Here is a 24,893-nt window from a genome sequence, read left to right on the forward strand (position 1 = left end):
GAGCGTGGTGCCGTTAGCCGGCCTTGCGGGCGCGCGGATCGATCAGCAGCGCACGCGTGCCATCGGTGTCCTGCACGGCCGTCAGGCCCAGCGGAACGCGCGCGTCATGGTGATAGTTGTAGTGCTCGCGGCTGGCCTCGAGTCGCTTCAGGTCGATGTCCGCCTTCGCCACGGTCTCTGCGCCGCCCAGTTCAATGACGATCTCGCCGAAAGGGTCGACAAGCGCGGACAAGCCCGGAAACGTCAGCGCTTCGTCGCCGGAACCGCAACGGTTCACCATGAGCGCGAACATCTGGTTTTCCATCGCGCGCGCGGCGATGGCGCGGCGATGCATCGGACCAAACGGATCCATGTTTCCGTTCGTCACGAGCAACAGGTCCGCATCCAGCGAGCCAACGGCACGCGCGGTCTCGGGAAACTCGATGTCGTAGCAGATCAGCAGCCCCACGGTCAGGCCGTTCCACATGCAGGTGGAGAAGCGGTCGCCCGGCGTGTAGATGCCGATATCCGACGCCCACAAATGCGTCTTGCGATAACGCAGCGCAATCTCGCCGCGTTCGTCGATGAGCACTGTCGTGTTGTGAAAGCGCTCGCCATCGCGCTCGGTGAAACCCACCGCCGCGGCCACGCGCCGTTGCCGTGCGGCGTCGCGCACCGCGGTCAGCGCGGGGCCGTCCAGCGCCTGCGCCAGTTGCGCCACGTTCTCGCGCACCGGAAAGCCCGACAGCGTGGTCTCGGGAAACACGATGAGCTTCGTGCCGCCAGACGTGTCGGCGTTTTCGATCGTCTGCACGACCTTGCGCGTGTTGTGCGCGAGATCGCCGTCGATCAGTTGCAGTTGCGCCAGTTCCACTTGCATTGCCCGTCTCCTTCCATATTCCTTTCAGGCGCATTGAACGCACCGGATGCGTCGCGCCATGTGATGATTCGCGCCTGGACTGCCGGCGTCACGGCCGATTATCAAGGTAATATTTTTGGCGAGAAATTACCCATCCGGGGTACCCCACAGGAGCACTGCATGGAGTTGGAATGGCGGGATCTCGCCTTTCACCGGGAGATCGGTTCGGCCATCGAGGCCCTCGACGGCCCGCAATTCTGGGCGCGTCTCACGCGCGTGCTGGAACGTCACGTCGCCTTCGACAGCTGGGTCGCGCTGCGCTTCCTGCGCGATGACACGCCGCAGGTGCTGGCCGAGCAGGCTTTGCCCGACGGCAAGATCGACGTGCTGTTCCAGCACTATCTGGCCGCGATGTATCAGCTCGATCCGTTCTATCTCGCCGCCTTCGAGATGCGCCAGTCGGGCTTCTATACCCTTGCCGACGTCGCGCCCGACAACTTCCGCATGACGGAGTACTACCAGCGGTACTTCAAGCGCAACATCGTCGGCGATGAAGTGCATTTCAACGTGTTCATCGGGCAGAACGAGACGATCGGGCTATCGCTGGGCAAGACGAGCCGTTATGACGATCGCGAGACCGCGCTGCTCACGCTCTATGCGCCGTGGGTGCTGGCGCTGATGCAGCAGCGCGTGCGCTTCGAGCGCGGCGCAGGGCACGACACACCGGCGGCCGTGGAAGGCGATGATCAACACATGGCCGCGCGCTTCGGCACGCTGGGCAGCCGGAGCGGACGAAGCGTGCTGACGGCGCGCGAGACCGAAGTGGCGATGCTGATCCTGCGCGGCTTTTCTTCACGCGCGATCTCCGAGAAACTGGCGATCTCGTTTGAAACCGTGCGGGCTCACAAGAAGCATATCTATGCGAAGCTCGGCGTGAGTTCACAGTCCGAGCTGTTCGCGATGTTCTATGAGCCTGAAGTGGATGCGAAGTGAGCCTCGATGAATAACCCATTGCACACGACACCCGTCGCGCAGGCGCAGCATCGCTTGCAACAGGCGCGACGCCTGCTCGCGATTGCCCAGACGGGACTTCACTACGCCACCGGCGATTTCGATCGCGAGCGTTACGAAGAAATTGCGCAGATCGCGCATGCGCAACTCGCGGAACTGGCGTCGATGGACACGCAGCACGTCGCACAACTGTTCGCCTTCGAGTCCGGTTACGCGAATCCTAAGCTCGACGTGCGATGCGCCGTATTCGATGACGCCGGGCGCATTTTGCTGGTGCGCGAACTCGCGGATGGCAGATGGTCGCTGCCGGGCGGATGGGCTGACATCGGTGTGTCTCCCGCTGCGAACGCCGCCAAGGAAGCGCGCGAGGAAAGCGGCTTCACGGTCGATATCGTGCGCCTGCTCGCAGTGTGGGACATGAATGCGCATGCGCATCCGCCATCCGTGTTCCATATCTGGAAGCTGGTGTTTCTCGGGCGCATCGAGGAGGCGGGCGAGATCATCGGCAGCGAGACGAACGAGACGGGGTTCTTCCCGCTCGATGCGCTCCCGCCGCTCTCGCTGGGCCGTATCCTGCCCGAGCAGATCAGGCGGCTCGATGCACTGCGCCGCAGCGATCAGGTGGACTTCGACTGAAGCGCGTGCGCGCCCGGACCCACTCTGTGGATGTTGGCGGCGTACACCCACTCGCGCGCATGGTGCGCGATGAAATCCATGAATGCCGGCGGGCCGCTGCAATAGATTTGCGTGTTGGCGCGCGCCGGGCTCAGCGCGTGCGTACACGCCTGTTCGAAGAGTGCATGAGGCAGATCCACATGACGATGCACCTTGCCGTGATGACGCAGGGCATCGATCTCGTCGTGCTGCGCGCCGCGCTCCATGGACCGCACGAAATGATGCAGCTCGAAGCGTTGTCCCGCCACGGCAAGCCGCCGTGCAATGCCCGCAATCGTCCGGGTGCTCGTGCCTCCCGCAAACAGGATGGAGCGCGTGTGCTGCTCCGCAATTGCCGATGTGTCTGCCGCGCCTGCGATGACGGGACTCAGGGTGTCGCGCATGTCTTCTCCATGGATCGTTCGTTGGTGTGCCACGAATCGAGGCGGCATCGACGGCAATGCGCCTTCTGACCGAGAGTATTGGCAGACCCGGACGACAACAAGGCGCGTGGCCGAATGTCTGTCATATAGGCATGCTGATAAGCGGTTCCCTCGTTTCATCTGATCGATGACTGGGACGCATCGTCCGGTGAAACGCGAAAAGCCGTGCGTTTTTGCTTCATCGTTCGGTGAACTCTGCCTACACTACGTGCTCCGGCTCACGTCAAGGGGAAGCGATCATGTCTCTTCAGACACATGGCTATGACGTCCTGCACAATCCGCGCTTGAATCACGGGACAGCATTCACGCTGGAAGAACGCAAGGCGTACCGGATCGAAGGGCTGCTGCCGCCCGGCGTGAGCTCGCTTGAATTGCAGATTGCGCGCACGCATGCCGAGCTGTCGCATCTCGACAGCGATCTGCAGCGATACCTGTTCCTTTCCGACATGCAGGCGCGCAACGAAACACTCTTCTACGCGCTGCTGATGTCCGATCCGGCCGCCTACATGCCGATCGTCTACACGCCGACGGTCGGCGAAGCGTGTCAGAAGTTCGATCAGATCTTCCGGGCCACGCGCGGCCTGTACATTCCGATCGATGCGCGCGGCCGCGTCAGGGAACTGCTCGGCAACTGGCCGGAAACGGACGTTCGGTTCATCGTCGTGACGGATGGCGAGCGCATTCTCGGCCTGGGCGATCTGGGCGTGGGCGGCATGGGCATTCCCATCGGCAAGCTGGCGCTGTACACCGCCTGCGCAGGCGTGCCGCCGATGCATTGCCTGCCGGTCATGCTGGACGTCGGCACGAACAATCAAACCTTGCTCGAAGACCCGCTCTATCTCGGCCTGCGGCGGGAGCGCGTGCGCGGCGCCGACTACGACGCGTTTCTCGACGAGTTCGTGAACGCGGTGCAGGACGCCTATCCGAAGTGCTGCATCCAGTGGGAAGACTTCGCGAACTTCAACGCAGTGCCGTTGCTGGCGCGCTACAAGGACCAGGTCTGCACCTATAACGACGACATCCAGGGCACCGCGGCCGTCGCGCTGGCCGGCATCTATGGCGCATTGCGCATCTCCGGACAGAAGCTGACCGAGCAACGCTTCCTCTTCCTCGGCGGCGGCTCGGCGGCGACGGGCATTGCCGAACTCATCAGCGAAGCCATGGCGCTCGAGGGCCTCGACATCGACGCGGCCCGCCGGCGCAATAGTCTCTTCGACATCAACGGTTTGATGGTCCGCTCACGCAGCGATCTCGCGGCGTTCCAGCAGCCCTTCGCGATCGATCACGAACCGCTCGACAGTTTCGTCGATGCGGTGCGCGCGCTCCGGCCCACCGGCATCATCGGCGTGAGCACGGTGCCCAAGCTGTTCAGCCAGCCCGTGATCGAAGCGATGAGCGAGATCAACGAACGCCCGATCATCTTCCCCTATTCGAATCCGACTTCGCGCTCGGAGTGCACCGCCGAGGAAGCGTATCGCTGGTCGAAAGGGCAGGCGATCTTCGCGAGCGGCAGCCCGTTCGGACCGGTCGAGATCGAAGGACGGCAGTTCGTGCCGGGACAGGGCAATAACGTGTACATTTTTCCCGCGATGGGCATGGCGGTCTTCGCCACCGAAGCGACGCGCGTGACCGAAGACATGTTCATCGTCGCGGCGAAGGCGGTCGCCGAGCAGGTCAGCGATGAAAGTCTCGGCAAGGGCCTGATCTACCCGCCGCAAAGCGCAATCTTCGAGGCGTCGATGCACGTGGCCGCCAAGGTGGCGGAATACATCTTCGAGCAGGGACTGGCGCGCGTGAAACGGCCGGACGATCTGCTTGCGCACATGAAGTCGGTTGCTTATGTGCCGGCGTATCGGCCGTTGTAGTACGGCGCACTGGACGGGCCGCAAACGCAACGAGCGACCGCAAGGGTCGCTCGTTAAACCTTGATGCACGCGGGATCAGCGGATCCCGCGTCATGCATTACATCGGGTGGGACGCAACGAAGTTCTTGTAGGCAGTGTAAGCCGGCTTTTGCGTCTTGCCGTCGCCGCGCAGCAGGCCGAAGTTGCCTTCGCTGTCGTCATACAGCTCAAATTGCTGGATCGACTGGATGTTGTACTTCGACGCCACGCTCTGGAACTGGGCCATCATCGTGTTGCCGGCCATGTAGTTCGCGATCTGCTGATCCGAGCCGTAGTTCGGACGGACGCCGAATTCGTTGATCCAGATGGGTCGGCCGAGCGACTTGAGGACGGCCAGCATGTCGTAGCAACCCGAGCCGCCGCATGCGTGCGTCATGTCGCCCTGATCCGAGTACCAGTGCCACGCGGTGATGTCCCAGCTGACCGTCGGGTGACCGTGCGTGCCGTCAGGTTGCGAACCGTCGAGCAGCATCTGGAAGAACGAGTAGTGCAGCCAGGTGCCGTTGATGATGATCTTCGCCGAGCTGTTCACCGACTTCACACCGGCGATCAGACCGCGATACACGCCGCGTGCGACGACGAACGGCTGGTTGTTGTAGTGCTTCCAGTTCGTGCCGTCGACATTGCCGTTGAGCGCCTGCGCTTCGAGCTCGTTGGCGACTTCGTAGTATTGCCAGTTGTAGGTCTGTGCGACCTGGCGGCCCAGCGTGTAGCCTGCGTTGTACGCGTCCTGCTCGTTGTTGTAGTTGGCGCCGAGCATCAGCACCGGATAGACCGTCACGCCGCCGGCGGCCATCGTCTGCGTCATCTTCGCAACCACCGCGGCCGATGCCACGTTGTACACGTCGTTGCGGTAAATCTTCGCGCCGAGGTCCTTCAGCTGTGCCAGCTGGGTGGCCACCGGCGTGCCGTCGTACGCGCCGCCGTTGGTGTTGCGGCCATTCACGCCGTAGAAGATGGAGGTGCTGGTCGCGGCTTTCGCGGTCGAGTCCGGCAGGTCGCTGGCCTTGGCGGTGGCGGCTGCATCGAGGGCGGAGTCACCGCCGCCGCCGCAAGCGGCGAGCAGGACGCTGGTGAGAACGGCGGTGGCGACGGCCGTGATCTTGCGTGCGGAGAAAGCGGTAAAGCGGCGAACGGAGGTTTGGTTACGATTCGTCATTGCGATCAGCATGGCTAATGGGTGAGCGCAACGATCGTGAATTCGACCACGCTTGATGGACCCTGAGGCGGTGCGCAAGTCAAATTGCTGTTTCGACTTGCTTCGATCCGTTCCCATCGTTGGGATGACATTGATTAGTCATCCGGAAGATGAGCGCACCAGTCCTGTCTGCGGCGCTGACTGCGCTGGCGGACGAATGGGACGACACGGATTTTTTACCGACAAGGTCCAGCGCGGAACACGACTAGCGCTCTGGATGGCAGAGTCGAGCAAATGAAAAGGGTCATTCGCCCGGTTAAGCCTCGTGAAATAACATCAGATCATTTTCAAGGCTACGTCGACGGTGCTGGTACAACGTTTGCGCATGTCCGGTAAAAAAATCCGATTTCTCGGAGGTTTTGTCCCGGTTCAGCAAGCATTGCCGAAAACCTGATCAACGGAACGAACTTTATCGTCTTATGAGATGAATGTAAACGTCTGTCTCAGTAAAAAAATCTTTTGTCGTACTTGTGATGCAGCAAGAATTGCAGATAAGCGTAAACGCTCGCATCGTGGAAACCCTGATCTCGAACGTGCGTGCGATATCGAAGGAGTATTGAATAAAATTTACCGGTCAAAATTGCGTTCGCTTGGGCTCGCTGCAAGCATCACCACCTTCCGCATAACAGGTATTCGAGCACCTCGAAAATACCGGTACTAAGCTCGGAACTCGTCGGTAAGCAAACCGATACGGCAGCGCCACAGAGACTGGCGTGCTCAGCCTGATATCCCTCCTGCCCGAAAGCGCCCGCATTGCCGAAGTTATCCCGGCCAATGTGGTGGGACGCGTTCGTCTGTTCAGGTGGCATCAAGGCGGAATTCACCCAGCCTCCAGGCGCAGACAACAACGAAGAAAAGGCAGGAGACAAGCATGGTCGATAACAACGATATCCGGCGCGTCGCATGGTCGAGTGCGATCGGCGCGACGCTCGAGTGGTACGACTTCTTCATCTTCGGATCGGCGGCGGCGCTGATCTTCAACAAGCTGTTCTTCCCGGCCTTCGACCCTGTTGCGGGCACCATCGCTTCACTCGCGACCTTTGCGGTGGGCTTCATTGCGCGGCCGTTGGGCGGTATCGTGTTCGGTCACTTCGGCGATCGCATCGGACGCAAGGCGATGCTTGTCATGAGCCTCACGATGATGGGCGGCGTGACCTTCCTCATCGGCTTGTTGCCGACGTATGCGCAAGTCGGCGTCGCCGCACCGATCCTGCTGACGGTGATGCGCTTCCTGCAAGGCTTCGCGGTGGGCGGGGAATGGGGCGGCGCCACGCTGATGGTGATCGAGCATGCGCCGGCAAAGAAGCGCGGCGCGTTCGGCAGCTGGCCTCAATGCGGGATTCCCGCCGCCTTGTTGCTATCGACCGGCGTCATGGCCCTGACCACGGCGATGTTCTCGAGCGAGCAATTTGCCGCGTGGGGATGGCGCATTCCATTCCTCGTGAGCGGCGTGCTGGTGGTGTTCGGCATCGTGCTTCGGCGCAGCGTGTCCGAATCACCCAGCTTCAGGAAGCTGCAGAAGGCCAATGCGAAGGATCGTCTGCCCATCGCAACCGTGCTCCGGACCGAGAAGCGCAAGACGCTGTCCCTGCTGGCCGCGCAGGCTGCGGAGAACACCAGTTTCTACGCTATCGCGGTCTACTCGCTGGTGTATCTGACGCAGGATCTGCACGTGCCACGGCCGCTCGCCTTGCGCGCCCTGATGATCGGCGCGTTCCTGCAAACCGTCACACAGCCGATCTTCGGCGCGCTCTCGGATCGCATCGGCCGCAAGCGGGTTTATATGGGCGGCATGATCTTCATCGGCCTGTTCATCTTTCCCTTCTATGCCATGCTTCATACCGCCAGCTATCCGATGATCGTCGCGGCCATTTCGATCGCGCTGATCGGGCAGGGCAGCACGCAAGCCACGCAGCCCAGCCTGATGGGCGAACAGTTCCATGCGGCCATCCGCTATAGCGGCGTGTCGGTGGCGTATCAGTTCGCCACCGTGGTCTGGAGCGGTCCCACGCCGATTCTCGCCGCGCTGATGGTGGGCTGGGCGGGCAGCTACTGGCCGCTGGCGGCGTACATCGCGCTGGCCTCCGTCATCTCGGTGATCGGCATCACGCAACTGCGCGAGGCTGCTGGTCAGGAGCTGGGCACCGCGGAACCCGCAGCCGTCGAGGATGACGCCGGGCAGCGCGGAACGGCCGCTGCGTAAGGACAACCTGCATCAGGAGACAACCTACATGATTCGATTCAGGATCGGCAAGATCACGGCAACGCTCGTCGAAGAGATGGTGGACCACTCGTTCAACTTCCTGAAGTTCTTTCCGCTGGCGACCGAAGAGGCGCTCGCCGAGAACCTCTCGTGGATGACGCCGGGCCACTATGACGCGGCCTCGGGGCGCCTGTTGCTCAGCATGCATTCCTGGCTGCTCGATACGGGCAAGCACAAGATTCTCATCGACGGTTGCGTCGGCAATGGCAAGGACCGGCCCGGCCGGCCCGACTGGTGCGGACTCGACACGCCCTTTCTCGATCGCCTTGCCGCCGCCGGCGCGACGCCCGAAGAGATCGACTATGTGCTCTGCACGCATCTGCATGCCGATCACATCGGCTGGAATACGCGGCTCGTCGGTGGACGCTGGGTGCCTACGTTCGCGAACGCGAAGTATGTGTTCTCGCGGCGTGAGCACGCGTTCTGGGAAGCGAAGTGCGCAGCCGATGCAGGCAAGGGCGGCCCGCATCTGATCGCGTATCAGGACAGCGTGCTGCCGGTGATCGAGGCGGGCCAGGCGATGATCGTCGACGACTACGCCGAGCTGGCCGGTTGCCTCACGCTCGAACCCGCGCCGGGACATACGCCGGGGCATGTGGCGATCTGGATCAAGTCCGACGATGCGCGCGCCGTGTTGACCGGCGACATCATTCATCATCCGGTGCAGGTCCGGTATCCGCAATGGAGCTGCTTTGGCTGTATCGATCCGGTGCAGTCGGCGGCGACGCGCGAACGGGTTCTGCAGGCCACCTGCGAGCATCGGGCGTTGCTATTGCCCGGGCATTTCATGGCGCCGCATGCGGGCTATATCGACGAGGCGCGCAACGGCCTCTCGCTGCGCTGGGCCGATCCGGAAGCCTAGTCAGTGCTAATGCGCGTCGATGAACGCGACGACATCGGCCAGCACCGGAGAGGGCTTGCCCGGCTTGGCCGAGAATGATTCGACGATCGTCACGTGCCCGAGCCCCGGGTACTTCTTCAAGTCCACCTTGTCGTGATGCGCGCGCAGGACATCGGCGAAGCGGTCGCTGTTGCGCGGATCGACGTCCTTGTCGTCAGTGCCGGCAGCCAGGAACATCGGCGGCTCGTTGCCGTCGACGAAAGAAAGCGGAAGCGCCTGTGAACGCAACGCGGCAGGGAAGATCTCGTCCATGTGCGGGTCCGTCGTCGGAATGACGGCGTACGGCCCCGCCAGCCCGATCATGCCGGCAAGCGAGTGATTCGACAGGCCGTGCGCCGCCAGATAGCGCGGATCGGTCGCGAGCATCGACGCCATGTGCGCGCCGGATGAATGTCCCATCACGAACAGGCGCTGCGGATCGCCGCCGAATTCATGCGCGTGATCGTGCGCCCAGCGCACGGCGGTGGCGGGATCATCGAGGAAGCTCGGGAACACCGTGTCAGGATACAGGCGATAGTCCGCCGCAATGGTCACGATGCCATGTGCCGCGAGCGCCTGCGCCACGCCATGCGAGTCCGAGCGATGGCCGCTCTGCCACGCGCCGCCATAGAAGTACACGACGATGGGCCGCTTTGAACCGGTATCGGGGGCCGGTGCGTATAAATCGAGCCGCTGGCGGCGCGCGGTGCCATAAGGGATGCCACCCGCTTCGTCGTGTTCGCGCGCACGCGGGGCGATGACGCCGACCGCGCAGGCGGCCAATGCCACGGAGATGAATCGTCGTCTGGTGATGACACGCATGGTGCTGTCGACCTGCAAGGGTTCCGAACCAGCCGTGATTAAACGATGTCCCGCGCAACGCTGTACGTGCGCAAGACATCGCTCACACCATTTGTCCGGATCGGAAAGAAGATCGAAGCGCCTGATACGTGTGCTGTGTTCGGTGCCACACCAAACGGCGGGCACCGTAGCAGAAACGACAAGTCCCGGTGGACGGCTGTACGCCGTGCACCGGGACTCTGCTCACATAAAGCCGAAGCTTAGTGCGAAGCTTGCACTGCTGCCTTCATGGTCGCGTAAATGGCCTTCTTCTGGCCGCTGTTGGTGAGGATGCCGTAGTCGCCGGTGGGATCGTCATACAGCTCGTACCACTGGAAGCCCACCACGCCATACGTGTTGCGCGCCGCGTACAGTTCCGGAATCGTCTTCATGATGTAGTCCTGCGCCTGCTGCGTCGTGAAGTCGAAGTTCACGCCGATTTCCGTGAACATGATCGGCAGGTTATAGGCATCGTGAAGGATCTTGAGCACGTTGTAGTTGGTGCCGTCCTTGCCCCAGGTGTTCTCGGGATCGAGACCGTCCGAATACCAGTGCAACTGGATGATGTCGGTCTTCACCTTCGGGTGTCCCGTCGAACCATCCGGCTGCACGCCCGTCAGCATGCCCTTGTACCAGCCGAGATAGAGGAAGCCCGCCGATGCCGTCGAGATGACCTTCGTCTGTCCCGCCGTATCCACCGAACGCCAGCCGTCGTAGTAACCCCGCAGCGCGCCCCGCCAGATCGGCCAGGTGCTGTTGTCGTAGTCGGAGACATTGACGCCGTCGTTGGCGATGCGCTTGTTGTGAACGTCGAGATCGTATTCGTTACCGAACTCCACCACCGGCACGCCCTTGAGCTTCGTCGCAGCGTAGGCCGCCATGTTATAGGCGTAGGTGTAGGCGCTCGATTCGGTCGGCGTCTTGCCGTTCAAGGTCGGATCGTCCCAGGGGTAGGCGTCGATCAGCGGCATCACCGTGACACTCGAACCGAGACCGGGGATCACTTTTTCGGCCAGCGTATCGATCTGATCGTAGCCGTGCACGTCCTGACGAATGCCGGTGAGACCGAGGTCGACCATCGTCGCGGCCTGGGTGCTCAGCGGAGTCTGTGAGTAGACGCCGCCATAGGCGTAATGCTCGTTGACGCCAAAGAAGGGCATGCCCGGCGCGCCCGACGTGGAGGTGCCCGTCGACGCCGCGCTCGTGGACGATGCGCCCGACGGCGCGGATGCACCCGTCGAAGTCGATGCAGGCGAAGAGGCTGCCGTCGAGCCCGAGGCCGCGCCTGTCGTGGTGCCCGAGGTCGAACCCGTGGAGGTCGAGGAGCCGCTGGACGTGGCGGGACGCGGGTCGGCCGAAACGACCCAGGTGTTGTTCTGCCAGACCCACCACAGCTTGTTCACGTTCTGCTGATAGATCTTGCCTGCGTACCAGAGCAGCGAGATCACATCCTGCGAGAAGCCGGCTTTCACATTCGCGCGATAGATGACGCCGCTTTTCACGGTCCACACGGCGCCGCTGGAGTCGTTGAGCGACGTGGCGGGCGGAATGACAGTGCCGCTCACGGAAGCGGGATGCCGACTGATATCGATGACCGTGGCGGGATCAGCGCTGTTGGCGACGCTCGACGGGCCACCGTTGTCACTCCCGCCACCGCAGGCTGATAACATGAGGGCACCTAAACAGTAGGCGTATGCGCTCGTACGGAGATTTTTCATTTCTTTTAGATCCGGAAATCGTTGATTGGAATCGCCGGAAAAAAACGTCCCCACCGCTTTCGAATGGCCATTCGAAGCAGTCGGAAAAGTGGCGATCGGGCTAAGGCGCTCGCGGGAGAAAAGCGATGCGAGGCGCGCTTTCGTCGGTTTGTTGGCGACTTGAAGAAATGTTACACAGCTGAATCAAGATGCGTATGACGTGAGAAGTAACTTCTTGTAACGAAGTTGAACGGTATGAAAAAATTGCATGTCATTCCATAATACGAATGTAATTGGATGCCGCAAGGGGGCTTGCAATATGGTTTTTGACTCGTCCCCGATATCTTTTATATTTGTTATACAAAACGGGGTGGACGAATACGGTAAATCTGGCAATACACGGTTTTGTATCGTCTGAGAAACACGTTTGTGAAACTTTGACGACAACCAGCACTTCTTTATTCGGGTTATCGAGCAAAGCCAATAAGCTGGCCATCTGTCGATTTCGGCTGCAATGAATCGTCGTCCTTGTATCTCCAACCTGTCCTGAGAAAAGGAACCTCCCATGGCGACCGGAACTGTCCACCTTCACCGCGTCTTGCGCACCCCGCCGGAACGTGTCTATCGCGCGTTCCTCGAAGCCGATGCGATTGCGAAATGGCTTCCGCCTTATGGCTTCACCTGCCGCGTTCATCAACTGGATGCGCGCGTCGGCGGGACGCACAAGATGTCGTTTCATCAATTCGGCACGAGCAACGGGCATTCATTCGGCGGCGAGTATCTGGAACTGGTGCCGAACGAAAAGCTCTGCTACACCGACCGTTTCGACGATCCCAACCTGCCCGGCGAAATGCGCGTCACCGTGACCTTGCGTCAGGTTTCCTGCGGGACCGAATTGAGTGTCGTGCAAGAGGGCATTCCGGAACTCATACCGGTAGAGATGTGTTATCTCGGCTGGCAGGAATCGCTGCTGCAATTGGCGAGACTGGTCGAGCCGCAGATTCCGGAGTGACGCGCGCGCATCCCGATGCTTCAGGCATGCACGCCCGGGTGAGCCTGAAGCATGGGATAAGTGAACAGGAAGAAGTGCGCGGCATTGAGCCCGAAATGCGTCAGCACGGCGGCGCGCAAGCCGCCGTATCGATACGCCACGCCATAACCCGCTCCCGCGATGGTCGCAAGCACAATCCATTGCCAGCCGCCCGCGGCGTGTGCCAGTCCGAACAACACGGCGCTCATGCACAGCGCGATCCATTCGCCTCGATGATCATGCGCGAGCAACCGCGTCAGTCCGCCCTGCAGATAAGCCCGAAACAAGGCTTCTTCCGCGAATGAGACCAGCAGCAGATTGTTCAGCGCCCAGAGGATGCTGTCGGGCGGAAGCTTTGGCGCCCAATGCACGACGCCGAGCAGTTGCGCAGCGCACAGGCATGCAACGGCGGTCGGCAGCACGCAGAGCAGCGTGGTGTTCAACGTGACCGCCGTTCGCCGCGCAGCCGCCAGTCCGGGCAAGGCGAGCAGCAGCCAGAAGCCGGTCAGCGGTTTGTCGAGATTGAGGAACATCGTGAACGGCAGGGCGTCCGGCGTCATGCGTTCGGACACGATGACGCGTTCGTTATGGAAGCCCGGCCAGGCGTGCAAGCCGAGTCCGATCGCGAGTGCGATGAAGAGCGCATGACCCGCTATGCGAATGAGGCGTGATCGGCGTGGCGATATCGCGTACGCTGCCACGGCGAGCAATGCAATGACAAGGAGCGCGGGCGCCGACAGTTGACCAACGATCAGCGCGGCGCCATAGGCCAGCACGAGCAAAGCGAAGCCCGTCCAGCGAAGATCGGCGAACAGGAGGGCCGGCACGGCCAGGAAGAGGGCGATCCAGTGAAGAGAGAGCGTCATGTTGCGCGTGGCGGTTTTTTATTCGGGCGTGTTGGCGGGTTACGATGCGTGAAGCGCACAAGAGCAATTCTGGCGGACGCAGGCTTGCCCGCCTGTCGCACAACGAGAAACAGCAGCCATGCAAACGAACCGGATCGCCTTGACGCTGTACGTGGATGAAGAAGCCGCGGCTGCATCGATCACGGCCGATCTCTTGCACCGGCTCCAGCGTTCGGTTGATCACGTCTTGGTCGAGGGAAGCGTTGAACCACTCGAGCCGTCGCGCACGGCAATCATGCTCGTTGCCGTGCTCGGCCCGCGGGACGTCGCTGAGTGTGCTCATCAACTGCACGACTGGCTTGCCCGAAACGGGTCGGCCGCCATCGCGATCGGCACGGATCCGATGACGCCATGCCGCGGCTTGTCCGCCGGGCAACTGCGCTTGCTGCTCGCGAGCGCCATCGAGGACGAGCACGCGCCGCGCTAGTGCATCCGGTGTTCATCTCCAATAGCCGACGCCATAGCGTGGCCCCCACCAGCCCGGATGTCCCCAGTACCCGACCGCGACAGGCGGCGCATACACGGGCGGCGGCGCGTAATAAGCGGGCGGCGGCGCGTAGTAGGCAGGAGCCGGAGGGTAATAAGCGGGCGCCACGGGCACCACAGTCGGAGCCATCAGGACGGGCATGCCGACACTCATTCCGACGAAGACATGCGCCTGAGCCGCGCTGATGCATCCCAGGCTCAACACGGTGGCGGCGACAACATAACCGATCTTTTTCATGATGGTTCTCCTCAGAACGCGGTGCGGCTTGAGTGCGCATCGGTTGAGGGTGATTCTCGGCGTCGTGAATGAGTGGCGAATGAGGGCGGCGCGGCATCGTGCAGCCGCGCCGAACGCATGTTTCGATTCCGCTCATCGCATTAAACGAGTCAAGGCGCATTCTGCTTTCTACTATGAGCATGCAGGCCTGAAGTGCTTGAAGAAGCGTGTTCAACACAACAACCTCTGTTCAAGGAAAGCCATGAAGCCATCCCATGTTCTGATGATCCTGACGTGTGCCCTCGCTGCTCAATCGGTGTTCGCGGACGACAAGCCGGTCGCGCCGATGAAGATGACCTGCGAGCAATTCACCCAGCTCGATGAAGCCTATCGCCCCGCGCTCGTCTACTGGGTCGGGGGCGTGGACAAGCTTGGCGTGAAAGAGACGGACAGAGTCGTGGTCGATACGGCGCATCCTGTCGGCGAGATCGTCACCGATGAATGCAAGAAGGATCCGAAAGCGCCGTTCGTGAAAAAGGTGCGGTCGATGATCAAGTCCAACCAGATCTCGCTCTTTGATCATCAATGAAGATTTGCGGCAGGCATCGCGGCATGGCCGCGATGCCTGTGCGCTCATGACTCGAGCGGCACCGCACTGACGCACTTGAGTTCGTCGAGACAGACGCTGGACTTGACGCCGCTCACGCCGGGAATGCGCATCAACGTGTCGAGCAGGAATTCCGACAGTCCCTTGAGGTCGCGCGCGATCACCTTCAGCATGTAGTCCACGTCGCCGGCGACGGCGAAGCACTCCTGGATCTCGGCCAGACGGCTGACCACGCCTTTGAATTTGGCCAGGTCGCGCACGTGGCCGCGTTCCATTGTCACCTGGATGAACGCCACCACGCCGAAGCCAAGCACTTGCGCATCCAGACGCGTTTCATAGCCCTTGATGACGCCCAGTTCCTCCAGGCGCCGATGCCGCCTGAGTGTCTGTGCGGGTGAGAGACTGATGGCTTCGGCCAGTTCGAGATTGGAAATGCGCCCGCGCGACTGGAGCATGGCGAGCAGGCGCAGGTCGATGCGATCGATCTCGATGGTCTGCAATTTTATTTCTCCCGTGGAGCGAACGATGAAACCCGCATGCACGAAGATCGGCTCCGACGCGGCGAATGCGAAATCATAGCGTGTCCCCGCCCGACACCGGGCGCACGCAGCTCGATGCCCTGCTGGATGGAATCGTGCGGCGCTATCGGCTGACGGAGATTGGCGCAACACCATGGCCGCTCGACGCGACCCACCCCGCGACGACGCTTGCTCTCGTCATCGAACGCGCGCGCGCGGCAAGTGCACGCGGCGAGGCTCCCGACGCCGCATGCCGTCTCCGTTTCCTGCACACGCTCGCGGGCCTGATCCACGATGCCATGCACCCCGATTCCGGCGATGCCGCATTCCAGGCCATGGTGCTGCGCCATCGGACGGCATGGGTGGGGGAATACGCTTCGCTCCTGACGCATGCCGCCGAGGATCGCCGGCGCATGAGCACGGACGTGGCGGCGATCGCGCATCCGGCGAAGCTGGACCGTGCGCCGGCGAGTGTCCGGCGCAGCGTGCTGGCACGCTTGCACGCGGCGGCTTCCGGCGCGCGGCCGGCCGACGTGCGCGATGCCGTGCAGGCGTTGCTGGCGCTTTCCGACGTCGCTACCGATGCTTCCTTGCGCGAGGCGCTGGAGCGTCTCCAGCACGGTGCGCCGCTCGAACGGCTCTGCCGTCTCGAAGCGCTTGAGCAGGATGAGCGTGTGCGCGGCTACCGCGCGTTGTTGGACCGCCAGGGACCGTCGCCGGGGAGCGCCGAAGCGGTCGAGCGCGGCGCGCAGTCGCGAGCGCGCGGGGCGAGCATGGAGGCCCTGGCGGCGGATGCCCTGGGCGCGCTGGCACGGCGGCTCAATTATCTGGAAGCGGGGCGGGCGGCGTATGGCGTCGTGACCTCCATGCGCGTGCCGGCCACGATTCCCGGCAGCGCGGCGCGCGCCAAGAGCGAGTGGGATGCCGTGCTGCTGCGGCGCGCGTGGCGGGGCGCGGCGGCTTCGGCCTGGGACGTGTGTCTGCTGGTGGAGGCGAAATCTTCCGTCGATGCCGCCGCCACCGACTTCCCGCGCCTGCTGCGCGGCGTGAGACTGCTCGCGTGCGCTGAAGCGGACGTCGAGTATGCCTTTGGTACGCGGGAGGGCGAAGTGCGCCTGCGCGGCGCGTCGCTGGCCGCGTTGCGTACGGACGAAGCCGCATTGAGGCGTTCAATCCTGTATTGTTGCGATGCGCCCGCGGAGCCGGCGCCGCGCCTGCTGAATGCGGCGTACCGCATGCAACTCCTGACCGCTCCGGCCAGTCTGAACTTTGCGGCGCGGCTGGATGAGGGCTTCCTGGCGGAACCCGCGGAACTGGAACCTGTATGGAAGGAGTTGCTGTCCTCGCCCCGCTGGGCTACCGTGCTGAATCAGTACCCGATGCTGCGTCAGGTCCGGGAGTTGATGGTTCATCCGCACGATCTGCTCGCCGTGGCGGGCAATGCGGCCGACGGCCGCTGAGCGCGGCGCGCCGGGCGGCGATAATGTCCGTGTTGCCGATGAGCCGGCCACCCCGACACGCACCAACCGAAGGCATGTGGACTGCTGGGCCCGTTTCGCGTCACGTGGGCGCCAGCAAGGCCATTCCTGTTTAATTACCGATCGAGCTTGCCATGTCAGAAGCTGTTACAAATCCGCAAAATGATTTCCTGAACGCATTGCGCAAAGAGCGCAAGCGCGTCGCTATTTTTCTTGTCAACGGGATCAAGCTGACGGGCCATATCCAGTCGTTCGATCCTTACATGGTCTATCTCAGCTCGACAGCCGGCGCGCAATCCATCTACAAGCACGCCATTTCCACTATCAGCGAAGATCACGACCGTCCGCATCGCACGGATCGCACGGATCGCCCCGAGCGCCGTCCGCACGGGCCGGCCCGCTGAGCGGCGAGGCTGCTTCCTTCCTTTTCTTCCCTTCCCGTTGCGCTGACAGCGCCGCGAGCCCCGATTGCCGGGGCTCGCCTGAACGCCCGTTCCAGTGCCCGATCTCGCGCAGATGCGGCGCGATACAATTTCCTTTCTCGAAGCAGGTCGCGGATGAAATTCTGATCGCTGAATCAGGGTTTGTCTGCGTCCGTTAGGAAATCATATTGTGCGGCAGGAAATCTACACTGATTCCTGTGAAACGGGCGGCGCGCCTTCAGTGGCGCCGCGTCAGGTTCCACCGCATAACGAGGGAGAGGGCACGTGGCATTGCAAGGAGACGGCACGCTCAAACGCGGCCTGAAGAATCGTCATATTCAGTTGATCGCGCTCGGCGGGGCGATCGGCACCGGATTGTTTCTCGGTATTGCGCAAACCATTCAAACGGCCGGGCCATCGGTGCTGCTCGGTTATGCAATCGCCGGCGTCGTGGCGTTTTTCATCATGCGCCAGCTGGGCGAAATGGTGGTCGAGGAACCCGTCGCGGGCTCGTTCAGCCACTTCGCTGACAAGTACTGCGGCCAGTACGCAGGCTTCCTGTCAGGCTGGAACTACTGGGTGCTCTACATTCTCGTGTCGATGGCCGAGCTTTCGGCCGTCGGCATCTATGTCCAGTACTGGTGGCCGGGCATGCCCACGTGGATCTCGGCGCTCGTCTGCTTCTGCGTGATCAACGCCATCAACCTCACGAGCGTGAAGTCGTACGGTGAACTCGAGTTCTGGTTCGCGATCGTGAAGGTGGCCGCGATCGTCGGCATGATCGGCTTTGGCGGCTATTTGCTGCTTTCGGGCAGCGCGGGTCCGGAGGCCAGCGTGTCGAACCTGTGGCGCCACGGCGGCTTTTTCCCGAACGGCGTCTCCGGGCTCGTGATGGCGATGGCCGTCATCATGTTCTCGTTCGGCGGGCTGGAACTGGTCGGCATCACGGCGGCGGAAGCGGACGACCCGTCCCACACCATTCCGCGCGCGACCAACCAGGTCATCTACCGCATTCTCATTTTCTACGTGGGCGCGCTCGGCGTGCTGCTGTCGCTGTATCCGTGGCAGAAAGTGGTGGCCGGCGGCAGTCCGTTCGTGCTGATCTTTCACGCGATGAACAGCAATCTCGTCGCGCACGTGCTCAACGCGGTCGTGCTGACGGCGGCGCTCTCGGTCTACAACAGCGGCGTGTACTGCAACAGCCGCATGCTCTACGGCCTCGCGCAGCAGGGCAATGCGCCGCGCGCGCTGCTGCGGGTCAACGCGCGCGGCATTCCGCTCGCCGCGCTCGGCGTCTCGGCACTCGCGACGGCCGTCTGCGTGCTGATCAACTACCTGATGCCGGGCAAGGCATTCCAGCTGCTGATGGGCCTCGTGGTGTCCGCGCTGATCATCAACTGGGCGATGATCAGCCTGATTCATCTGCGGTTCCGTCGCGCGAAGGCACGCGCCGGCGAAACGACCGCGTTCCGCAGCTTCGGCTATCCGCTGACCAATTACCTGTGTCTCGCGTTCCTCGCCGGCATTCTCGTGGTGATGTGCATGATTCCCGACCTGCGTATGTCCGTTTATCTGATTCCGGTGTGGCTCGCGGCGCTTGGCGTGGGGTATCTCGTGCGCAACCGGCGGGCGCGGACGGGGCTGGCGGTGTCGCGGTAAAGATTCATTCACGCAGTCTCATGGCGCGCAACAGCGCGTCGATCTGCCCGAACGCGTCTTGCTGCCACTGATCAGGCGTGCGCTCGCTCAGCGCTTGCGTGTCTTCGACAAAGCGCCTCACGCAGGTGGGGCCGTGCGCATCGAAGGAAGCGAATTTGTCGGCGATGTGACCGAAGCCCCGCGCGCCGCTCGCATGCTCCAGCAGCGGCCGGCACTCGGCCGCCAGCGTCTCGATGCCGCCCGGATAGTTGCGCACGCAATAATAGATGTCGTACGCATCCTTCTGCTTGTAGCGGCCCGCGAGCGCGTGGCCTTTCATGGCCAGCAACGCCGGGATCGAACATACGGCAATTTCCACGCGGTTCGTGCCGCCGTTCGGCATCGGTCCCGCCACGGCCACCAGTTGATAGAAGCGCATGGCCAGGTCGGCGCCGTCCGCGCGTTGCACGGCGAAGTCGCTGATCAGCGGCGGCACGTTCTTGACGATCTCCGCATCGCGCGGCATCAAAAAATCGACGATGACGTCGATCGCTTCGCCGCCGTCGCGCACCGCAACCTGCCGCACCAGCTGGAAGCGCCGCAGTCCGGCGCGCTGGGTGTAGCCGTGGCCTTGCAGCGTGCCGACAAGCGTGGCGTACTCGCCGTCGCCGAGCGCTTCCGCATCGAGTCCGACGTCTACGTCGAGCGTGCCGACGTGGGGCATGTCCTCGTTGGCCAGCAGCAGCCACGGCACCGCGCCGCCGATGATGGCGAACTTGCCCTTGAAGCTGCCGAGGATCTGACCCATTTCGACCAGCACGGATTTGACGGCGGCGGTCGTGCGGTCGTCGTAGTCGGCGGCCGATTGCGGTTCGTGCGGAGGGGTCATCGGGACCATGAAAGCTTTTCCTGGCGCAGGTGGTCGGCGGCCTCGGCGCCGCGTTCGCCGGCGATGCAGAGGTCGAGCCAGGTCTGGACCGGGCTGGTGCAGAGTGCGCCCGGCGCGGGCTCGATGGTGTCGGTCAGCAGCGCCGGATCCTTCGGCATGACGACGCTCACGTTCTCGCCCTTGGCAGCAGGCGCCAGCTTGAGCGCGGCCTGGAGCGCGCGCAGGCCGGTTTCATCGGCGTAGAAATAGTGGGTGCCGGTGCGGCCGTAGGGCGCCAGCCACTGTGCCGCAGAAAACGACGCGAAGGCCGCGTGCCCGGCAGCGTCCGGGGCGCGGAGCGCATCTCGGGCTGCGTCTTCGAGCGCGCTGCCGTGGAGCGGCGTGTAGAAACGCAGCTGTTCGCCCGCCGGCGCGGTATAGCTGTCGCGCCATGCGTCCAGTAGCGCGGCCGGCGCGCGGAGCACGAGGCCGTCATCCGAGGTCCGCGCCCATTCGCGATCGAGCAGGCCGTTGCGGACATTGCTGACATGCCCGAGGCTGACGCCCGACACGTCCGCCAGGTCGCTGACGCGCCACGCACGGTCGGGCTCGCGCAACATGGCGCGCAGCACTTGCGCGGATTTCGGCCTGAACAGCGACTTGAGTTCGCGGTGTTCCGCCTGCGGTTTGTCCGCCACGATGCGCTCGATGAACACGCCGTCAAACGCTATCCGGGTGTTGCCCTGCAGGTCGAGGTAGCTCACGCGTTCCGCGCTGCACAGCTGCCTGACTGCGGGCGAGATATACGGGGCGATGAAGACCGGTGTGGCGCCGGGAGGATGGCGCGCAACATGGCGGCGCAACTCCAGCAGCGCGCCGCGGGCGTAGCGCGGTTGCCCGCTCGGCTTGAGCGCGCAAATGAGCAAGTGCGGCTGGTCATTGACCCTGAGCCGAACGACCAGGTCCGGTTTCCAGTCGTCCAGCGCGGATGCGTCGTTGATGCCTTCAACCCTGAGAGCCGGGACATGCGCGAGCACGGCCCGCAAGGCCTCTTCGGCTTGCGGCAGACTGGGATCGAACGCTTCGGCTGGAAAGGGTGCTTTCATCAAATAGCCTGGTTTCAGCATGTGTTGAAAGTACCATATCCAGTGAAAATAGCCAGTTTTCACTGTTTCAGACGATTTCAACATTTGCTGAAACCACGCAATTTACTGAAATTCGTGGGCGGGCAGCCGTTCATGATCGCGGTGCGCTGGCCGGACCCGTGGCGACCCGCCCGCACTCAGTGAATCGACGAAGGATGTTTCGCGAGCGCGGTCACCTTGACCGTCATGTACGGAAACAGCGGCAGCGCCGATAGAAGGGTATGCAGTTCGTCGTGCGAGTCGACGTCGAAGACGCTGTAGTTCGCGTACTCGCCGACCACGCGGTGCAGTTGCTGCCACTTTCCCGAGCGCTGTAGTTCCTGCGAATATTCCTTCTCGCGCGCCTTGATTGAATCGGCCGTGGCCACGGGCATATCGTGCGGCAGATGGACGTCCATTCGTACCAGATAAAGCATGTCGTTCCTCCGTAGGGTTGGAGGCATCCCCGCCGTTCCAGCCGAGCGCGGATGCCGTATTGATGGAGCCGTACTCAGGCGCGCTTGTCGCGGCGATAGAACGCGAGCTTGTCCTCGTCGATCTGCAAGCCGAGACCGGGCCCTTCCGGCAGATGGAGATCGAAGTCGCGGTAGTGCGGGCGCGCGGTGACGATGTCGTCCTTCAACAGCAGCGGCCCAAAGAGCTCGGTGCCCCACGAAAGCTGCGGCAGCGCGCTGAAGCCGTGCGCCGAGGCAATCGAGCCGATGCTGCCTTCGAGCATCGTGCCGCCGTACAGCGACACGCCCGCCGCGTCCGCGATGGCGGCGGTGCGCAGCATGCCGTAGATGCCGCCCGACTTCGCGATCTTCAGCGCGAACACATCGGCGCAGGCGTTGCGCACGAGTTCGAGCGCGTCTTCCGGCCCGGTCACGGCTTCGTCGGCCATGATGGGCACGATGAAGCGCGCCGCGAGCCGCGCCAGCGTGTCGCGCTGTTCGCGCGGCGTCGGCTGCTCGATCAGGTCGATGCCCGCCGCCTGCAACGCCTCGATGCCGAGCGCCGCGTCGGTCTCGTTCCAGGCCTGGTTCACGTCCACCGTGACCCTTGCGCGATCGCCGAGCGCCGCCTTGATCTTCGACACGTGCGCGACGTCCTCACGCACGCCGCGCCGGCCGATCTTCAGCTTGAAGGTGTGATGACGGCGCTCGGCGAGCAGCATTTCGGCTTCCTCGATGTCGCGCCCGGTGTCGCCGCTCGCGAGCGTCCAGAGCACCGGCAGCGTCTTGCGCACCGCGCCGCCGAGCAGTTCGTTCACCGGCACGCCGAGGCGCTTGCCCTGCGCATCGAGCAAGGCGGTTTCCAGCGCGCACTTGGCGAAGCGGTTGCCGCGCGCGACCTTGTTCAGCCGGAGCATCGCGGCATTGATGTTGGTCGCGTCCTGACCGACGAGCGCCGGCGCCAGATAGGTATCGATGGTCAGCTTGATGCCTTCGGGACTTTCATCGCCGTAAGACAGGCCGCCGATCGTCGTGGCCTCGCCGATGCCTTCGATGCCGTCGCTCGAACGCAGGCGCACGATGACGAGGGTTTGCTGCTGCATCGTCGCCATGGCGAGCTGATGCGCGCGAATGGTCGGAAGATCGACCAGGATCGCTGAGACGGACGTGATGTGGGCGTTCATACCTGAAATGTCGGGAAGGGAGCGTTGCTGAAGTATTGCGCGCCCGATATTCGCCTGTCCAAGACCATCGACGTCTAGTCTCATACCCCCGAGGTATGAGTGTGTTACGTGCCCCGGTCGCTGCGCGGGGTATAGGCGACGTGTTCCTCCTCATACAGCCGGTAAATGAGTTCGAGCATCTCGCGGATGTCGCGCGACTCGTCGAGCGCGCGCATGCTCATGATGATCGGCGAGACGAGCGTCGGGTCGTCGAGTTCCTGGTAGCTGACGTCATCTCGCTTGAGACCGTAGACGCTGCTCGGCACGACGGAAATGCCTTCGCCCGCCGCGACCAGTCCCAGCGCGATCTGCAGCTCGCGCACTTCGTAGGTCTTGCGCGGCGCGAGCCCGCGATCCTGGAACGCGGCCAGCACCTGATCCGCGTAACTGGGGCGCGGCGCCTTCGGAAAGACGATGAGCGTTTCGTTGATGAGGTCGCGCAGCGCGAGCACTGGCTTGACGAGCGACAGCGGATGACCCACCGGCAGCGCGACGATCATCTTTTCCTCACGCAGGATCACGCGGCGAATGTTGGCGTCCTCATGCCGGATCCGGCCGAACCCGACGTCGATGCGCCCGTCCTTCAGCGCGCGGATCTGGTCCATCGTTGACATCTCGTGAAGACTCAGTTCGACGGTGGCGTTCTCGTCGCGGAAGCGGCGGATGATTTTCGGCAGCATGCCGTACAGCGTCGAACCCACGAATCCGACCGACAGACTGCGTTCGATATTGCCCACGCGCCGCGTCATCGATTCCAGCTCGGAGGTCTGCGCCAGCAACTGCACGGCGTGCGAATAAAAGAACTTGCCGGTCTCGGTCAGCTTGAGCGGGCGCGAGGCGCGTTCGAACAACTGCACGCCGAGCGTTTCTTCAAGTTGCTGGATCTGCCGGCTCAACGGCGGCTGGGCGATATGCAGCCGCTGCGCCGCGCGCGTGAAGTTGCGCTCCTCGGCCACCGCGACGAAATAACGAAGATGCCGCAATTCCATTTCGATACCTCCTGGATATAGCCCAATACTAAATCAGTGTTGGACCGGGCGTTCTGGCGTCGACTATTCTGCATTCACGCTCTGTTTCAGCACCCGATCATACCTTCCGAGCATATCTGTCTCGGCGCTGGAGCAGGGGTTAACCCCCACGAAAAAACAGCGAGACACAGGAGTAGACATGAACGTCAACGTGTTCGATACGAAGGAAGTGCAGGACCTGCTGAAGGCCGCTTCCAACCTCGGCGGTCAGGACGGCAATGCCCGCGCAAAGTTGATTACGCACCGCTTGCTGGGCGACCTGTTCAAGGCCATCGACGACCTCGACATGACGCCCGATGAAATCTGGGCCGGCGTCACGTACTTCAACAAGCTGGGTCAGGACGGCGAGGCGGCCTTGCTCGCCGCCGGCCTCGGCCTGGAGAAGTTCCTCGACATCCGCATGGATGCAGCGGACCGTGAAGCCGACATCCACGGCGGCACGCCGCGCACGATCGAAGGCCCGCTGTACGTGGCCGGCGCGCCGCTGCGCGACGGTGTGTCGAAGATCGATCTCGACGCCGATGCCGACGCCGGCCCGCTCGTGATTCGCGGCAAGGTGACGGGTCCCGACGGCAAGCCGGTGGCGAACGCGGTGGTGGAATGCTGGCACGCCAACTCGCACGGCTTCTATTCGCACTTCGACCCGACCGGCGCGCAAAGCGACTTCAACCTGCGCGGCGCGGTCAAAACCGGCGCCGACGGCGTGTACGAATTCCGCACGCTGATGCCGGTGGGCTACGGCTGCCCGCCGCACGGCGCGACGCAGCAACTGCTCAACGCGCTTGCGCGACATGGCAACCGTCCGGCGCACGTGCATTTCTTCGTGTCCAGCGACAAGCATCGCAAGCTGACGACGCAGATCAATATCGAAGGCGATCCGCTGATCTGGGATGACTTCGCCTATGCGACCCGCGAAGAACTGGTGCCGCATGTCGTCGAGAAGAACGGCGGCACGGCGCTCGGACTCAAGGACGATGCGTATCGCGAGATCGACTTCGACATCCAGCTGACCTCGCTCGTGCAGGGCAAGGACAACCAGTTGGTGGAGCGTCCGCGAGTGATCGTCGCAGCGTAAGCGTCTTACCTCGCCTTGCCACGGCGGCGCGCGGACTGCGCGGCCGCCTCCATCCCCGAATCAATCTTCACCGATGCACGGGCTTCGCTTG

25 protein-coding genes are annotated in these 24,893 nt (G+C 62.9%); 12 read left to right on the plus strand and 13 right to left on the minus strand.

Going from position 1 to position 24,893, the window contains the following annotated elements; all coding sequences use genetic code 11:
- Nucleotides 1-13: 13 nt before the first annotated feature.
- Nucleotides 14-859, minus strand: a complete 846-nt coding sequence (locus tag QCE88_RS24120) for a carbon-nitrogen hydrolase family protein (protein WP_309907023.1) — start codon at nucleotides 857-859, stop codon at nucleotides 14-16.
- Between the two features lie 159 nt (nucleotides 860-1,018).
- On the opposite strand from QCE88_RS24120, the gene QCE88_RS24125 reads away from it, so the two are divergent.
- Both QCE88_RS24125 and QCE88_RS24130 read left to right on the plus strand, forming a co-directional pair.
- Nucleotides 1,019-1,831, plus strand: coding sequence for a helix-turn-helix transcriptional regulator (locus QCE88_RS24125; protein WP_309907025.1), 813 nt, complete (start codon nucleotides 1,019-1,021; stop codon nucleotides 1,829-1,831).
- Nucleotides 1,832-1,837: 6 nt separating this feature from the next.
- On the plus strand, nucleotides 1,838-2,485 hold the full coding sequence (locus tag QCE88_RS24130) for an NUDIX hydrolase (RefSeq protein WP_309907027.1): 648 nt from the start codon (nucleotides 1,838-1,840) through the stop codon (nucleotides 2,483-2,485).
- Here the strand turns inward: QCE88_RS24130 and QCE88_RS24135 are convergent.
- Nucleotides 2,467-2,907 (minus strand): hypothetical protein, encoded by a 441-nt coding sequence (locus QCE88_RS24135; RefSeq protein ID WP_309907029.1) that lies wholly within the window; start codon nucleotides 2,905-2,907, stop codon nucleotides 2,467-2,469. The two genes, QCE88_RS24130 and QCE88_RS24135, sit on opposite strands and share 19 nt — an antisense overlap.
- Nucleotides 2,908-3,185: 278 nt before the next feature.
- Here QCE88_RS24135 and QCE88_RS24140 point away from each other — a divergent pair, with 278 nt between their 5' ends.
- Nucleotides 3,186-4,811 carry an NAD-dependent malic enzyme gene (locus QCE88_RS24140; protein ID WP_309907031.1) on the plus strand — a complete coding sequence of 542 codons (1,626 nt, stop codon included), beginning with the start codon at nucleotides 3,186-3,188 and terminating at the stop codon, nucleotides 4,809-4,811.
- Nucleotides 4,812-4,908: 97 nt separating this feature from the next.
- Here the strand turns inward: QCE88_RS24140 and QCE88_RS24145 are convergent, their stop codons facing one another.
- Nucleotides 4,909-6,009 (minus strand): lipopolysaccharide biosynthesis protein, encoded by a 1,101-nt coding sequence (locus QCE88_RS24145; protein ID WP_309907034.1) that lies wholly within the window; start codon nucleotides 6,007-6,009, stop codon nucleotides 4,909-4,911.
- 910 nt (nucleotides 6,010-6,919) lie between these two features.
- Between QCE88_RS24145 and QCE88_RS24150 the strand changes: the two genes are divergently transcribed.
- Together QCE88_RS24150 and QCE88_RS24155 are read left to right on the plus strand one after the other, a co-directional pair.
- Nucleotides 6,920-8,251, plus strand: a complete 1,332-nt coding sequence (locus QCE88_RS24150; RefSeq protein ID WP_309907036.1) for an MFS transporter — start codon at nucleotides 6,920-6,922, stop codon at nucleotides 8,249-8,251.
- 28 nt (nucleotides 8,252-8,279) lie between these two features.
- A complete protein-coding gene (locus QCE88_RS24155) occupies nucleotides 8,280-9,173 on the plus strand; it encodes an MBL fold metallo-hydrolase (RefSeq protein WP_309907038.1) in 894 nt (297 codons plus the stop codon).
- 6 nt (nucleotides 9,174-9,179) lie between these two features.
- On the opposite strand, the gene QCE88_RS24160 is transcribed toward QCE88_RS24155, so the two are convergent.
- Nucleotides 9,180-10,013, minus strand: a complete 834-nt coding sequence (locus QCE88_RS24160; protein ID WP_309907040.1) for an alpha/beta hydrolase — start codon at nucleotides 10,011-10,013, stop codon at nucleotides 9,180-9,182.
- Between the two features lie 239 nt (nucleotides 10,014-10,252).
- Nucleotides 10,253-11,701, minus strand: coding sequence for a beta-glucosidase (locus QCE88_RS42100; RefSeq protein WP_409018211.1), 1,449 nt, complete (start codon nucleotides 11,699-11,701; stop codon nucleotides 10,253-10,255).
- A gap of 592 nt (nucleotides 11,702-12,293) precedes the next feature.
- On the opposite strand from QCE88_RS42100, the gene QCE88_RS24170 reads away from it, so the two are divergent.
- On the plus strand, nucleotides 12,294-12,740 hold the full coding sequence (locus QCE88_RS24170; protein ID WP_309907042.1) for an SRPBCC family protein: 447 nt from the start codon (nucleotides 12,294-12,296) through the stop codon (nucleotides 12,738-12,740).
- Between the two features lie 20 nt (nucleotides 12,741-12,760).
- Here the strand turns inward: QCE88_RS24170 and QCE88_RS24175 are convergent, their stop codons facing one another.
- On the minus strand, nucleotides 12,761-13,624 hold the full coding sequence (locus QCE88_RS24175) for a CPBP family intramembrane glutamic endopeptidase (RefSeq protein ID WP_309907043.1): 864 nt from the start codon (nucleotides 13,622-13,624) through the stop codon (nucleotides 12,761-12,763).
- 118 nt (nucleotides 13,625-13,742) lie between these two features.
- Here QCE88_RS24175 and QCE88_RS24180 point away from each other — a divergent pair, with 118 nt between their 5' ends.
- Nucleotides 13,743-14,090, plus strand: a complete 348-nt coding sequence (locus QCE88_RS24180; RefSeq protein ID WP_309907045.1) for a hypothetical protein — start codon at nucleotides 13,743-13,745, stop codon at nucleotides 14,088-14,090.
- Between the two features lie 12 nt (nucleotides 14,091-14,102).
- Here QCE88_RS24180 and QCE88_RS24185 read toward each other — a convergent pair whose 3' ends face one another.
- A complete protein-coding gene (locus tag QCE88_RS24185; protein WP_309907047.1) occupies nucleotides 14,103-14,387 on the minus strand; it encodes a hypothetical protein in 285 nt (94 codons plus the stop codon).
- Between QCE88_RS24185 and QCE88_RS24190 the strand changes: the two genes are divergently transcribed.
- Nucleotides 14,386-14,955 carry an HdeA family protein gene (locus QCE88_RS24190; protein ID WP_309907049.1) on the plus strand — a complete coding sequence of 190 codons (570 nt, stop codon included), beginning with the start codon at nucleotides 14,386-14,388 and terminating at the stop codon, nucleotides 14,953-14,955. The two genes, QCE88_RS24185 and QCE88_RS24190, sit on opposite strands and share 2 nt — an antisense overlap.
- 44 nt (nucleotides 14,956-14,999) lie before the next feature.
- On the opposite strand, the gene QCE88_RS24195 is transcribed toward QCE88_RS24190, so the two are convergent.
- Nucleotides 15,000-15,473 (minus strand): Lrp/AsnC family transcriptional regulator, encoded by a 474-nt coding sequence (locus QCE88_RS24195; RefSeq protein WP_309907051.1) that lies wholly within the window; start codon nucleotides 15,471-15,473, stop codon nucleotides 15,000-15,002.
- Nucleotides 15,474-15,553: 80 nt separating this feature from the next.
- Here QCE88_RS24195 and QCE88_RS24200 point away from each other — a divergent pair, with 80 nt between their 5' ends.
- The 3 genes from QCE88_RS24200 (at nucleotide 15,554) to QCE88_RS24210 (ending at nucleotide 19,050) form a co-directional block, all read left to right on the plus strand.
- Nucleotides 15,554-16,951 (plus strand): 3-deoxy-D-arabino-heptulosonate 7-phosphate synthase, encoded by a 1,398-nt coding sequence (locus QCE88_RS24200; RefSeq protein WP_309907053.1) that lies wholly within the window; start codon nucleotides 15,554-15,556, stop codon nucleotides 16,949-16,951.
- A gap of 152 nt (nucleotides 16,952-17,103) precedes the next feature.
- Complete coding sequence (hfq, locus tag QCE88_RS24205) at nucleotides 17,104-17,373, plus strand: RNA chaperone Hfq (protein ID WP_309907055.1); 270 nt, start codon at nucleotides 17,104-17,106, stop codon at nucleotides 17,371-17,373.
- Between the two features lie 303 nt (nucleotides 17,374-17,676).
- Nucleotides 17,677-19,050: an amino acid permease gene (locus tag QCE88_RS24210; RefSeq protein WP_309907057.1), complete on the plus strand. Its 1,374-nt coding sequence runs from the start codon at nucleotides 17,677-17,679 to the stop codon at nucleotides 19,048-19,050.
- 4 nt (nucleotides 19,051-19,054) lie between these two features.
- Here QCE88_RS24210 and QCE88_RS24215 read toward each other — a convergent pair whose 3' ends face one another.
- The 5 genes from QCE88_RS24215 to QCE88_RS24235 all read right to left on the minus strand — a co-directional run bounded on the left by QCE88_RS24215 (nucleotide 19,055) and on the right by QCE88_RS24235 (nucleotide 23,688).
- Nucleotides 19,055-19,927, minus strand: coding sequence for a nucleotidyl transferase AbiEii/AbiGii toxin family protein (locus tag QCE88_RS24215; protein WP_309907059.1), 873 nt, complete (start codon nucleotides 19,925-19,927; stop codon nucleotides 19,055-19,057).
- Nucleotides 19,915-21,003, minus strand: coding sequence for a hypothetical protein (locus tag QCE88_RS24220; RefSeq protein WP_309908751.1), 1,089 nt, complete (start codon nucleotides 21,001-21,003; stop codon nucleotides 19,915-19,917). Before QCE88_RS24220 ends, QCE88_RS24215 begins: the two co-directional genes overlap by 13 nt.
- Before the next feature lie 176 nt (nucleotides 21,004-21,179).
- Nucleotides 21,180-21,458, minus strand: a complete 279-nt coding sequence (gene catC, locus QCE88_RS24225; protein ID WP_309835858.1) for a muconolactone Delta-isomerase — start codon at nucleotides 21,456-21,458, stop codon at nucleotides 21,180-21,182.
- Between the two features lie 74 nt (nucleotides 21,459-21,532).
- Nucleotides 21,533-22,660, minus strand: a complete 1,128-nt coding sequence (locus tag QCE88_RS24230; protein WP_309907061.1) for a muconate/chloromuconate family cycloisomerase — start codon at nucleotides 22,658-22,660, stop codon at nucleotides 21,533-21,535.
- Nucleotides 22,661-22,764: 104 nt separating this feature from the next.
- The gene (locus QCE88_RS24235; protein WP_309907063.1) at nucleotides 22,765-23,688 is read right to left on the minus strand and encodes a LysR family transcriptional regulator; all 924 of its coding nucleotides are present in this window, start codon (nucleotides 23,686-23,688) and stop codon (nucleotides 22,765-22,767) included.
- 178 nt (nucleotides 23,689-23,866) lie between these two features.
- Here QCE88_RS24235 and catA point away from each other — a divergent pair, with 178 nt between their 5' ends.
- Nucleotides 23,867-24,802 carry a catechol 1,2-dioxygenase gene (gene catA / locus QCE88_RS24240; protein WP_309907066.1) on the plus strand — a complete coding sequence of 312 codons (936 nt, stop codon included), beginning with the start codon at nucleotides 23,867-23,869 and terminating at the stop codon, nucleotides 24,800-24,802.
- The last annotated feature ends 91 nt before the right edge of the window (nucleotides 24,803-24,893 follow it).

It is taken from the genome of Caballeronia sp. LZ035 (assembly GCF_031451175.1).
Taxonomy (GTDB): Bacteria; Pseudomonadota; Gammaproteobacteria; order Burkholderiales; family Burkholderiaceae; genus Caballeronia.